Genomic DNA, 12,003 nt, shown 5'->3' with positions numbered 1-12,003 from the left:
CGCCGCGTAGGTCCGGACCGGACCTACGCCGCGGCCGCGGCCGGGTTGTCGTCGTCCTCGTCCTCCGGCAGCCTGCACACCCGCTCCAGGAAGACCGCCGCCGCCATCACCGCGACGCCCGTCACCACCGAGAGCCCCGCGTACAGCGCCTGGTCCCCGCGGGCGGGCAGGTCGATCTCGGTCAGCAGCAGGAAGACCCCGGTGCCGCCGTACATGCCCGAGACCAGCGCCGCCACCAGCGCGCTCGCCTGCGCGAAGACCACCGCCCGCGCGGCCATCATCGGATCGACGCCCTTGGCGCCCGGCTGCCGCTCCCGCTGCGCCCGCAGCCGGGAACGCAGCGAGAGCGCCGTCGCGAGCAGCACGGCGGCGATCGCCGCCAGCACGATCGGGGCCGCGACGGGCACGCTGGGCAGCGAGCCGAGCGCGTCCAGCATCCGGGCGAGCGCCCAGGACAGCACGGCGGCGACGGCGAAGAGCCCCGCCAGCGTCCTGATTCGCAGTTGTCTCACGAGGTCACCAACGTCAGTCGGGCAGGCTCAGTTCCAGGTCGGTGCGCGGGGTGACGCCTTCCCGGCCCAGCGCGCTCAGCAGCTGCGCCACCGCGCCGCGCCCCGGCACCTCGGCCGCCGGGTCCACGTCGTGCCACGGGGCGAGCACGAAGGCCCGCTCGTGCGCACGCGGGTGGGGCAGCGTGAGCACCGGGTCGTCGGAGACGACGTCCTGGTACGACACGATGTCGACGTCGATCGTGCGCGGGCCCCACACCTCTTCCCGTACGCGCCGCAGCGCCTCCTCGACCGCGTGCGCGCGCTCCAGCAGGGAGGACGGCGGCAGCGTCGTCCTGACCAGCACCACCGCGTTGAAGTAGGCGGGCTGGCCGGCCGGGTCCACGCCCCAGGGCACCGTCTCGTACACCGGCGAGACCGCCTTGACCCGCAGGCCGGGGGTGTCCGCCAGCGCGTCGACCGCGCTCTGGAGGGTCTCCAGGCGGTTGCCCAGGTTGCTGCCGAGGGCGATCACCGCCCGCTGCGGATTGCTCAGGGTCACGTCCGCCTCGTCGACCTGGCGCACCACGGCTGCGGGCACCGGCTGCACGGTCGGGTCGCTGTTCGGTGTCATACGCGGCTCCGCTTGATAGTGAGGGTCACATCGTCGAAGGGGACGGTGACCGGGGCCTCCGGCTTGTGGACGACGACCTCGACCTCGCGGACCGCCTCGTGCGCCAGGCAGGCGTCGGCGATGCGCTGGGCGAGCGTCTCGATCAGGTCGACGGGCTCACCCTCGACGACGGCCACGACCTCCTCGGCCACGACGCCGTAGTGGACGGTCTTGGCGAGGTCGTCCGCCGCGGCGGCGGCGCGGGTGTCCAGGCCCAGTTCGAGGTCGACGACGAAGGTCTGTCCTTCTGCACGTTCCCGCTCGAAGACTCCGTGATACCCACGGGCCCTCAGTCCGCGCAGTGCGACGCGGTCCACGCGAATCACTCCCGTCGGTCGTTCCCATCCGCCGGCCGCGGATCGTGCGGTGCACGCTGACCTGTCGAATCTACCTGCGAACCCTGACAGCGCCTGCCCGTGGGGGTCACCCCCGGGTGCCCCCGCCACAGGGCGCCGCCACCCGCGGCCGGCGCACACCCCGCTCCGGGCGGGCGCCGCCACGCGGTTTACGGCCCCTACCCGCCCGCGTCCCGCGCCACTCCGCGTTTCTGGTACCGGCGGGACCGGGGCACCGGGGCCGGAGAAGTTCCCCGGTGGGAGCCGGCGGGAGAGCGCTTAGGCTGGACGTCATGACGACCTTGCGTGGCCGGGTGGCCGATCTGCCGGAGCAGGACCGGTGCGCGGTCATGGGCGTGGTCAACGTCACGCCGGACTCCTTCTCCGACGGCGGGCGCTGGTTCGACGCGGAGACCGCCGTCAAGCACGGGCTGGACCTGGTCGCCCAGGGCGCGGACCTGGTCGACGTCGGCGGCGAGTCCACCCGGCCCGGTGCCGCGCGGGTGGACGAGGCCGAGGAGCTGCGCCGGGTGCTGCCGGTGGTGCGCGGCCTGGCGGCGGACGGCGTGCGGGTCAGTGTCGACACCATGCGCGCGACGGTGGCGGCGCGGGCGGTGGCCGCGGGCGCGCTGCTGGTCAACGACGTCAGTGGCGGGCAGGCCGATCCGGACATGATCCGTGTGGTGGCCGAGGCGGAGGTCCCGTTCGTGGTGATGCACTGGCGCGGGCAGTCCATCGACATGAACAACCGCGCGGCGTACGGCGAGGTCGTCCCCGAGGTGATCAGCGAGCTGCGCGGGGCGATGGACCGCGCCGTCTCGGGCGGCGTCGCCCCGGAGCGGATCATCATCGACCCCGGGCTCGGCTTCGCCAAGCGCGCCGAACACGACCTGGCGCTGGTGGCCGCGCTGCGCCGGCTGCGTACGGAGCTGGACCGCCCGGTGCTGGTGGCGGCCTCCCGCAAGCGGTTCCTCGGCCACGTGCTCACCGGCGCGGGCGCCGCCGCGCCGCCCCCCGCGCGGGAGCGGGACGCGGCGACGGCGGCCGTCTCGGCGCTGGCGGCCCGCGAGGGCGCCTGGGCGGTGCGGGTGCACGAGGTCCGCGCGAGCGCCGACGCGGTACGGGTCGCCCGTGCCGTCGAGGGCGCGGCGTGAGCGGCGGCGCGACGGACATCGAGGCGGTCGAGGCGGCGAACACCGCGCTGTACGACGCGGTGGAGCGCGGCGATCTCGACACCCTGGCCGAGCTGTGGCTGGAGGACGAGATCAGCGTCGTCCACCCGGGCTGGCCGGTGCTCACCGGGCGCGGCGAGGTGATGCGCTCCTACGCGCTGATCATGGCGAACACGGACTACATCCAGTTCTTCCTGACCGATGTGGAGGTCGCCGTCCTCGGCGACACCGCGCTGGTCAGCTGCACGGAGAACATCCTCAGCGGCGGCCCGGCGGAGGAGGACGGCTCGGCGGGCCCGCTCGTGGGCGGCCTGGTGGTTGCCACGAACGTCTTCCGGCGGGACGCGGACGGCGGCTGGAAGGTGTGGTCGCACCACGGTTCGCCGGTGCTGGTGGAGGGCGAGGACGACGAGGGCGACGAGGACAGGGAAGGCGCCGAGAGCTGAACGGAGGGCGCACGGGGGCGCGTTCGGCGTGACGCGTTCACCGTCCGCTCCCGCTTCGCCACGTTCGGCGCACGTTTCTCCGCTCGAGCCCCTTGCGTTGCGGCCAACTCGCCTATATTGATGCGGTATTGATCAGAGTTTTTTCCGTCCGGACCTGACCTGTCCACGAGGACCGCGCGTCCATGAGGACTGTGAGAAATGACATCTGACGCATCGCCCCGCCCGGACCTCCACCCGTCGTCCTTACGCCGCCCGGGCGCCCCCCACCCGGCCCCTCCCCGCGCCGACACCCCTCGTGCGGACACCCCGCGTGCCGCCCCTTCCCGCGCGGACCGCCGCGCCGCCGGCCGTCCCGGCGCCGGCCCGCGGACCGCCTTCGCCGTGCTGTGCGCGCTCCTGGTGACCGCGCCCGCCTGGCTGCTCGCGGTGTACGCCGCGCCCCGGTCCGCCCGGACGGCGCTGGCCTGGGGCGGCGGGGCCGCCGCCGTACTGCTCTGCGCCGCCGCGGGTCTGACCGCCTGGCAGCTGCTGGCGATCCGCAGCCTGCGCGGCCGACTCGCCGACCAGCGCGCCGAGACCGACGCGCTGCGCGAGGACGCGCTCCACTTCGCGGAGGAGACCGTACCGGCCCTGGTGGCGCGGCTGCGCGCGGGGGCGTCCGCCGACACGGCGCTGGCGACCGTACGCCCGGCGGGGCGGGACGCGGCGGTGCAGCGCCGGGTGCTGGGCACCCTGGCCGCCGAGGTGCACCGGAGCGAGGCCGCGCGCGCCGCGTCGATGGCCGCCTGCGCGAACGCGGCGGGCCGTATCCAGGCGCTGACCACCGCCATGGCCGCCGACCTGCGGGAGATGGAGCACCGGCACGACGACCCGGACGTCCTGGGCGACCTGCTGCACCTGGACCACCGGACGGCGCAGGCCGGTCGGCTGGCGGACAACATCGCCGTGCTGACAGGGGCCCGTTCGGGACGGCGCTGGGCGCAGCCCATCGTGATGGAGAGCGTCCTGCGCGGCGCGATGGGCCGGATCGGTGCGTACCGGCGGGTCCGCCTGCACTCCACGAGCACCGTCTCCGTCGCGGCGCACGCGGCCGAGGGCGTCATGCACGCGCTGGCCGAACTCCTGGACAACGCGGCCAACTTCTCGCCGCCCCATGCCGAGGTGCACGTCTACGTCGAGGAGGTCTCGGCCGGGGTCGTCCTCACCGTCGAGGACGGCGGCCTGGCCATGGGCGAGGTCGCACTCCGGCGTGCCGAGGAGGCGGTCACCTCCGCCACCGGGGAGCCGGACACCCGCTCCGGCGCCCGGCTCGGCCTCGCGGTGGTGGGCCGCCTCGCGCACAAGCACGGCCTCTCGGTCTCCTACCGGCCGTCCGCGCACGGCGGCACCGGCGTGCTGCTGCGCATCCCCCAGACGCTGATCGTCCGGGCGTCACGGCCCGCCGCCGCGGACCCGCGTACCGGCATGGACGTGCGCCCCTCGTGGGCGACGGGCGCCGCCGTCCCGGCCTCCCCTGGCGCCGTGGTGCCCGCCACCGGGGCGCCCGCCCTCGGCGGCGCCCCGGGCGTCCCAGGCGCCACGGCGGACCTGCCGGACATGGCCGGGGGCGCGTGGGAGGACGCGCCGGAACTCCCGGCCGGCCCCCACCGCGCGCACGAGCCGCAGGCGGAGCACGGCGGCGCCGTACGGTACGGCGAGGGCGGGCTGCCCAGGCGGCAGCGCGGCCAGACACCGGCCACACCGGCCACGGCGGGGCATTGGGGCACGGAGGGGCGGGTTCGCGGGCACGCCGACGAGGCGGGCCCGGCCGCGCGTACGCCGGAGGAGTCCGGGGCCCGGTTCGGCACCTTCCGCCGCGCCCTCCGGGAGCAGGCCGCTGCGGCGGACCAGCGGGACCCGGCCGGGCAGGCCGACCCGGCCGCGGGCACGACGCCGGCCCCCGCCGCTCCGCGCCCGGAGGACGATGTCCGGTGATCACCGAGACCCAGCTGGACCGGCTCCTGGAGAACCTCCTGCTGAGCACCCCGGGCGCCCGGCACGCCCTCCTGCTCTCCCGTGACGGCCTCAAGCTGTGCCGTACGACCGGACTGACCGAGGACCGGGCGGACCAGCTGGCCGCCATCAGCGCGGGGTTACAGAGCCTGTCGCGGGGCGCGTCCTTCGAGTTCGGCGACGGCAGCGGCGGGGTCCGGCAGGCGATGACGGAGTTCTACGGCGGCGTGCTGTTCGTCGTGGAGGCCGGGCAGGGCGCCCACCTGGCCGTGGTGGCGGCCGAGGAATGCGACGCGGGCGTGGTCGGCCACCACGTGAACGAGCTGGTGCGCCTGCTGAGCGACGAGATCGGCGCAGCGCCGCGGCGCTCCGCCGATCGCCTCGGTCCACCATGACCAGGCCGGGGCGCGACGAGGCACCGGATCGCCTGTACACCGTCACCGCTGGGCGCAGCCGCGCCGACACCCGGGTCTTCGACCTGGTGACCCTCGTGGTCGGGCAGTGCGACCCGGCACCGGGCATGCAGTCCGAGCACGCCGCGATACTGCGGATCTGCCGCGTGCCGACGAGGGTCGTGGAGCTGGCCGCCGCGCTGGGCCTGCCGGTCGGTGTGGTGCGGATTCTGCTGGGCGATCTGCTGGCGGCCGGGCGGATCACCGCCCGGCACCCGCGGGCGGCGGGCGTCGCCGACGGGAAACCGCCTGGTCCCGAGCTGCTGCGGCAGGTGCTCGTCGGGCTCCGCAACCTGTGAGCGGCGCGACGCGCGTACGGCGCCCGCCCCGGAGCCTGGCTCCCCGGCGGTCAGCGCCTCAAGCCGTCAAGCCGTCAGCGCGCCATGATGAGGCTCATCGCCTCGGCCCGCGTCGTGGCGTCCCGCAGCTGTCCGCGTACGGCCGAGGTGAGCGTCTTGGCACCGGGCTTGCGCACGCCGCGCACCGACATGCACATGTGCTCGCACTCGATCACGACGATCACGCCGCGCGGTTCGAGGATCTTCAGCAGCGAGTCGGCGACCTGGGTGGTCAGCCGCTCCTGGACCTGCGGGCGGCGGGCGAAGACCTCGACCAGCCGGGCAAGCTTCGACAGCCCGGTGATCTTCCCGCTGGCCGCCGGGATGTACCCGACGTGCGCGACGCCGTGGAAGGGCAGCAGGTGGTGCTCGCACTGGCTCACCACCTCGATGTCCTTGACCAGCACCATCTCGTCGTGCCCGAGGTCGAAGGTGGTGGTCAGCACGTCCTCCGGGCGCTGCCGGAGCCCGGCGAACAGCTCGCGGTAGGCGCGCGCCACCCGGGCCGGGGTCTCCCGGAGCCCTTCCCGGTCGGGGTCCTCGCCGACGGCCAGCAGCAGCTCGCGCACCGCGTTCTCGGCGCGCTTCTCGTCGAAGTCGGCTATCGGCCCCTCGCCGTCCAGCATCACCGGGTCGGTCATGTTCCCTCGTTCCTCACGCGCACGGGCGCGTTCCATAGCTCGCGCCCCCCAGGCTAGAACCTGAGGGGCGCGGGCTAAATTCCGGGTACGGGCCCGGTGCGGTTGGTCAGGCCTCCGGGCGGGGCTCCTCCACCACACTGACGGACTCGACCGGGTCGGTCGGGCCGATCTCCTTGCCCTTCTCGAGCGCCGGCGGGCCGCCGTTGGCGTTGGCCACCGACGCCGGGGTGGTGACCGGCGGCCGGGTCGAGGGCGTACGGCGCGAGGAGCCCGTCCAGGCCGGGCGGGAGGGACGCTTGACGACCGTGGCGAAGATCTCGGCGATCTCCTCCTTGTTCAGCGTCTCCCGCTCCAGCAGGGCCAGCACGAGGTTGTCGAGGACGTCGCGGTTCTCCACCAGGATTTCCCAGGCGTCGTTGTGCGCCGTCTCGATCAGCTTCTTGACCTCCTCGTCCACCAGCCCGGCGACCTCCTCGGAGTAGTCGCGCTGGTGGCCCATCTCCTTGCCGAGGAACGGCTCGGAGCTGTCGGAGCCGAACTTGATCGCGCCGAGCCGCTCGGTCATGCCGTACTGCGTGACCATGGCGCGCGCGGTCGCCGTCGCCTTCTCGATGTCGTTGGCCGCGCCCGTGGTCGGGTCGTGGAAGACCAGTTCCTCAGCGGCACGGCCACCCAGCATGTAGGCCAGCTGGTCGAGCATCTCGTTCCGCGTGGTGGAGTACTTGTCCTCGTCGGGCAGGACCATCGTGTACCCCAGGGCACGGCCTCTGGAGAGAATCGTGATCTTGTGCACCGGGTCGGAGTTCGGTGAAGCCGCCGCGACCAGGGCGTGACCGCCCTCGTGGTACGCGGTGATCTTCTTCTCCTTGTCGCTCATGATCCTGGTCCGCTTCTGCGGACCGGCCACGACGCGGTCGATCGCCTCGTCCAGGAAGTGGTTGTCGACCAGCTTCTTGTCGCTGCGCGCGGTCAGGAGCGCCGCCTCGTTCAGCACGTTGCTCAGGTCCGCGCCGGTGAAGCCCGGGGTACGCCGCGCGACCGCGCTCAGGTCGACGTCGTCCGCGACCGGCTTGCCCTTCTGGTGCACCTTGAGGATCTCCAGCCGCCCCTGCATGTCGGGACGGTCCACCGCGATCTGGCGGTCGAACCGGCCCGGACGCAGCAGCGCCGGGTCCAGGATGTCCGGGCGGTTGGTGGCGGCGATCAGGATGACGCCGCCCTTCACGTCGAAGCCGTCCATCTCGACGAGCAGCTGGTTCAGCGTCTGCTCGCGCTCGTCGTGGCCGCCGCCCATGCCGGCGCCGCGGTGGCGGCCGACCGCGTCGATCTCGTCCACGAAGACGATGGCCGGGGCGTTCTGCTTGGCCTGCTCGAACAGGTCGCGCACCCGGGAGGCGCCGACGCCGACGAACATCTCGACGAAGTCCGAGCCGGAGATCGAGTAGAACGGGACGCCCGCCTCACCGGCGACGGCCCGCGCGAGCAGCGTCTTGCCCGTACCGGGCGGGCCGTACAGCAGCACGCCCTTGGGGATCTTGGCGCCCACGGCCTGGAACTTCGCGGGCTCCTGGAGGAACTCCTTGATCTCCTCGAGTTCCTCGCACGCCTCGTCCGCCCCCGCGACGTCCGCGAACGTCGTCTTCGGGGTGTCCTTGGTGATCAGCTTGGCCTTGGACTTCCCGAACTGCATCACCCGGGAGCCGCCGCCCTGCATCTGATTCATCAGGAACAGGAAGACCACGATGATCAGTACGAACGGCAGCAGCGAGAGCAGCATCCCGACGAACGGGTTCTGCTTCGACGGGGAGACGGTGTAACCGTCGGGGATGTCCTTGCTCTGGTATTTGGTCTGGAGCAGTTTGGCGAGGTTGACACCTTGGTCACCGATGTAACTCGCCTTGATCTTGTCGCTGCCCTCGACCTTGGCCCCGTCCTTCAGCTCGAGCTTGACGATGTGCTCGTCGCCCGTGGTGAGCTGCGCGGACTTGACCTTGTCATCGTTGATCGCCTGGACAACCTGACCGGTGTCCACCGTCTTGTGGCCCTCGGAAGAGCTGACGACCTGCATCAACACGACTACGGCGAGGACGGCCAGCACGATCCACATGACCGGCCCACGGAAGTATCGCTTCACGTCCATCCACACGGAGCGCGGTGCACCCCGTCCCTCCTGCCACAGTGAGTTGAAAAAGACTGACCTTCGGACGGTACCCCAGCATTGTCACCCGGCGCCGCCGAGGACGGTCAACCGTCCCGTCCTCCCCTGCTCCAACGGCGGGACATCCGATTCCGTTCCCGGCGCCGGACGGGTGGTACGCGACGGTGGTCAGCCGCCGTAGACCCGGGGCGCCAGGGTGCCCACGAACGGCAGGTTGCGGTACCTCTCCGCGTAGTCCAGGCCGTAGCCGACCACGAATTCGTTGGGGATGTCGAAGCCGATCCACTTCACGTCGATCGCCACCTTGGCCGCGTCCGGCTTGCGCAGCAGGGTGCAGACGTTCAGCGAGGCGGGCTCCCGCGACCCCAGGTTGGACAGCAGCCAGGACAGCGTCAGACCGGAGTCGATGATGTCCTCGACGATCAGCACGTGCTTGCCCTGGATGTCGGTGTCCAGGTCCTTGAGGATGCGCACCACCCCGGAGGACTGCGTCCCCGCGCCGTACGAGGACACCGCCATCCAGTCCATGGTGACCGGCGTCGAGAGGGCCCGGGCCAGATCCGCCATCACCATGACCGCGCCCTTGAGCACCCCCACCAGCAGCAGATCCCGGCCGGCGTACTCGGCGTCGATCCCGGCAGCCAGCTCCGCCAGCTTCGCGTCGATCTCTTCCTTGGTGATGAGCACCGACTCCAGGTCGGTGCCCATGTCTTTCTCGTCCACCCGTGCCGCTCTCGCTCGATGCCGGACCAGCCGGCGCTGTCAGCTCTGCCGGATGACCAGTCTGCCACCCTGCCTGCGGGCCTCCACCAGCCCGGGCAGGTTGATGGCCTGCTGGCCGTGCCAGGCCATGATCAGCCGGTCCACCTCCTCGATGTGCCGGGCGAAGAGCGAGCCCGCCGGAGCACCGGCCGCGATGGCCGTACGGCGCAGCACGCGGCGGCGCACGGCGGGTGGCAGCGCGCGGAGGCGGGCGATGTCCAGCTCGGGTACGGGCGGCCGCGCGGCGGGCGACCCGTCGGTGGCGGCGGCCGGGGCGCCCGGGACCGTCCGTACGGAGCGCTCGGCCTCGTCCGTCCAGGCGTCCAGCGCGTCCGCGTCGTCCCGGGAGAGCCGCGCCGTACGGGCGAGCGCCTCGACGACGCCCTTGCCGAGCGCCTTCTCCAGCGTCGGCAGCGCCTCGTGCCGGACGCGGGAGCGGGTGTAGGCCGGGTCCGCGTTGTGCGGGTCGTCCCAGACCGGGAGCGACTGGACCATGCAGGCCCGGCGGGTGGTCTGGCGGTCGACGGCGAGGAACGGGCGGCGGTAGCGGCCACCGGGCCCGGACACCGCGGCCATGCCGGCCAGCGAGCGGGTGCCGGAACCGCGGGCCAGGCCCAGCAGCACCGTCTCGGCCTGGTCGTCGCGGGTGTGGCCGAGCAGCACGGCGACCGCGCCGTGGCGCTCCGCGGCGGCGTCCAGGGCGGCGTACCGCGCGTCCCGGGCGGCTGCCTCGGGCCCGCCGCCGCGCCCGACGGCCACGGTGGCGGCCTCGACGGGGTCGAGCCGGAGGGCGCGCAGCCGGGCGACGACCTCGTGGGCGCGCTCGGCGGAGCCGGGCTGGAGGCCGTGGTCGACGGTGATCCCGCCGACCCGGACGCCCAGCCGGGGGGCTTCGAAGGCGACGGCGGAGGCGAGGGCCATGGAGTCGGCGCCGCCGGAGCAGGCGACGAGGACGAGCGGGGCGGGCGGCGCGGGCCCGTCGGAGGCGGTGCCCGGGCCGGAGGGGCCGGGGGCGCCGGGCGGGCCGGGGACGCCGGAGGGCTCCGGCCCGGCAGGGGTCGGCGGTGGGTGGGGGGGCGCGGAGTGCTCGCGGAGTACGTCGTGAAGAACGCGGCGGACCGCCAGGCGTATTGCGGCGACCGCGGGATGGGGACCCATGTCCGATTCACTTCCTCGAGGGAGGTTTGGTCACACTGAGTTGGTCACGCTGGGTGGACTGATGGTGACAGAGACCGGCTGCGTCCCTGAGCATCGCACGCTGACCCGTGACTCACGGTCCCTCGGATGGGTGATTGGAGAAGCACTCGGCGGCCCTCAGTCGTTCTTGCTGTGCACCCTCGCGATCCAGTCCGCCGGTTTGGCGATCTCCGACTTGGTCGGCAGGGTGTTCGGTGACGTCCAGACGCGGTTGAATCCGTCCATCCCCACCTCGTCCACCACGGCCCGCACGAAGCGCTCGCCGTCCCGGTACTGGCGCAGTTTCGCGTCCAGGCCCAGCAGCTTGCGCAGCGCCTGGTCGAGGCGGCCCGCGCCGCTCGCGCGCCGCTTCTGGAACTTCTCCCGGATCTCCGCGACGGACGGCACCACCTCGGGCCCGACCCCGTCCATCACGTAGTCCGCGTGGCCTTCCAGCAGGGACATGACGGCGGTGAGGCGGCCCAGGATCTCGCGCTGCGCGGGCGTCTGCACCAGCTCCACGAAACTGCGGTCGCCCGCCTCCTCGCCCTCCTCCCCGGACGGCCTGGCGCCCGTCAGCGACTGGGCGACCTCGCGCAGCCGCTCCAGCAGGGTCGAGGGGTCCACATCGGTCTCGCTCAGGAAGGACTGGATCTCCCCCTGGAGGTGGTCGCGCAGCCAGGGCACCGCGGTGAACTGCGTGCGGTGCGTCTCCTCGTGCAGGCAGACCCAGAGCCGGAAGTCGTGCGGCAGCACGTCCAGCTCGCGCTCCACGTGGACGATGTTCGGCGCGACCAGCAGCAGCCTGCCGCCGCCGTCCGAGGAGGCGGGCAGCTCGCGCGTCGCCGGGGCGAAGGTCTCGTACTGCCCGAGTACCCGGGAGGCGAGGAAGGAGAGCAGCATGCCGACCTCGACGCCGGTCACCTTGCCGCCGACCGCGCCCAGCACCGCGCCGCCCGGCCCGCTGCCGCGCCGCTCCTGCATCTTGCCCAGCAGGGGCGACAGCAGCTCCCGGAACCCGGCCACGTTGGCCTTCACCCAGCCCGCCCGGTCGACCACCAGGACCGGCGGCGGCGTCTCCCCGGCGGCGGTCTCCGCGTCCGTACGGCTGCCCATGCGGGTGAAGGCGCGCACGTGCTCCTCGGACACCTTCGCGTGCCGCCGCAGCTCGGCGACGACGGCGCGCGCCTCGTCCCGGCTGACCTCCGGGCCCGGCCGCATGAGCCGGGTCGCGGTCGCGACCGCGAGATTCCAGTCGACCATCTCCACACCACCGAGGCTCGTCATGGCTTCACGGTACGTGCCACGGCCTCCCAGCGGGAGCGGACCGCCGCACGGTGGCCGTTCTCGCCGTACGCCGGGCGCAAACC

13 protein-coding genes are annotated in these 12,003 nt (G+C 73.2%); 5 read left to right on the top strand and 8 right to left on the bottom strand.

Annotation, left to right across the window (positions count from 1 at the left end):
- Positions 1 to 23: 23 nt before the first annotated feature.
- From H299_RS0111200 to folB, 3 genes are read right to left on the bottom strand one after another with little or no spacing between them, the layout of a single operon-like run.
- Positions 24 to 512 carry a DUF3180 domain-containing protein gene (locus tag H299_RS0111200; protein WP_027748484.1) on the bottom strand — a complete coding sequence of 163 codons (489 nt, stop codon included), beginning with the start codon at positions 510 to 512 and terminating at the stop codon, positions 24 to 26.
- Positions 513 to 525: 13 nt separating this feature from the next.
- Positions 526 to 1,122 (bottom strand): 2-amino-4-hydroxy-6-hydroxymethyldihydropteridine diphosphokinase, encoded by a 597-nt coding sequence (gene folK / locus H299_RS0111195; RefSeq protein ID WP_027748483.1) that lies wholly within the window; start codon positions 1,120 to 1,122, stop codon positions 526 to 528.
- Positions 1,119 to 1,478 (bottom strand): dihydroneopterin aldolase, encoded by a 360-nt coding sequence (gene folB / locus H299_RS0111190; RefSeq protein WP_027748482.1) that lies wholly within the window; start codon positions 1,476 to 1,478, stop codon positions 1,119 to 1,121. The genes folK and folB overlap by 4 nt, the downstream gene beginning before the upstream one ends.
- A 311-nt stretch (positions 1,479 to 1,789) precedes the next feature.
- Between folB and folP the strand changes: the two genes are divergently transcribed.
- From folP to H299_RS0111165, 5 genes are all read left to right on the top strand, one after another.
- Entirely contained in the window at positions 1,790 to 2,650 is an 861-nt protein-coding gene (gene folP, locus H299_RS0111185; RefSeq protein WP_037758494.1) for a dihydropteroate synthase, read from the top strand.
- Positions 2,647 to 3,114 carry a nuclear transport factor 2 family protein gene (locus H299_RS0111180; protein WP_027748480.1) on the top strand — a complete coding sequence of 156 codons (468 nt, stop codon included), beginning with the start codon at positions 2,647 to 2,649 and terminating at the stop codon, positions 3,112 to 3,114. Before folP ends, H299_RS0111180 begins: the two co-directional genes overlap by 4 nt.
- A 198-nt stretch (positions 3,115 to 3,312) precedes the next feature.
- Positions 3,313 to 5,088: an ATP-binding protein gene (locus H299_RS33490; protein WP_078512632.1), complete on the top strand. Its 1,776-nt coding sequence runs from the start codon at positions 3,313 to 3,315 to the stop codon at positions 5,086 to 5,088.
- Positions 5,085 to 5,501, top strand: a complete 417-nt coding sequence (locus H299_RS0111170; protein WP_027748479.1) for a roadblock/LC7 domain-containing protein — start codon at positions 5,085 to 5,087, stop codon at positions 5,499 to 5,501. Before H299_RS33490 ends, H299_RS0111170 begins: the two co-directional genes overlap by 4 nt.
- The gene (locus H299_RS0111165; protein WP_027748478.1) at positions 5,498 to 5,857 is read left to right on the top strand and encodes a DUF742 domain-containing protein; all 360 of its coding nucleotides are present in this window, start codon (positions 5,498 to 5,500) and stop codon (positions 5,855 to 5,857) included. The genes H299_RS0111170 and H299_RS0111165 overlap by 4 nt, the downstream gene beginning before the upstream one ends.
- A 74-nt stretch (positions 5,858 to 5,931) precedes the next feature.
- Here the strand turns inward: H299_RS0111165 and folE are convergent, their stop codons facing one another.
- The 5 genes from folE to H299_RS0111140 all read right to left on the bottom strand — a co-directional run bounded on the left by folE (position 5,932) and on the right by H299_RS0111140 (position 11,920).
- Positions 5,932 to 6,537 (bottom strand): GTP cyclohydrolase I FolE, encoded by a 606-nt coding sequence (gene folE, locus H299_RS0111160; RefSeq protein WP_027748477.1) that lies wholly within the window; start codon positions 6,535 to 6,537, stop codon positions 5,932 to 5,934.
- 106 nt (positions 6,538 to 6,643) lie between these two features.
- Positions 6,644 to 8,677, bottom strand: coding sequence for an ATP-dependent zinc metalloprotease FtsH (gene ftsH, locus H299_RS0111155; protein ID WP_027748476.1), 2,034 nt, complete (start codon positions 8,675 to 8,677; stop codon positions 6,644 to 6,646).
- A 186-nt stretch (positions 8,678 to 8,863) separates the two neighbouring features.
- A complete protein-coding gene (hpt, locus tag H299_RS0111150) occupies positions 8,864 to 9,403 on the bottom strand; it encodes a hypoxanthine phosphoribosyltransferase (protein WP_037758493.1) in 540 nt (179 codons plus the stop codon).
- 54 nt (positions 9,404 to 9,457) lie between these two features.
- On the bottom strand, positions 9,458 to 10,615 hold the full coding sequence (gene tilS / locus H299_RS0111145; protein WP_027748474.1) for a tRNA lysidine(34) synthetase TilS: 1,158 nt from the start codon (positions 10,613 to 10,615) through the stop codon (positions 9,458 to 9,460).
- A 156-nt stretch (positions 10,616 to 10,771) separates the two neighbouring features.
- Positions 10,772 to 11,920 carry a zinc-dependent metalloprotease gene (locus H299_RS0111140; RefSeq protein WP_027748473.1) on the bottom strand — a complete coding sequence of 383 codons (1,149 nt, stop codon included), beginning with the start codon at positions 11,918 to 11,920 and terminating at the stop codon, positions 10,772 to 10,774.
- Positions 11,921 to 12,003: the final 83 nt, after the last annotated feature.

The organism is Streptomyces sp. CNH287 (assembly GCF_000424825.1).
This window is presented reverse-complemented; position numbering and strand designations above follow the sequence as displayed.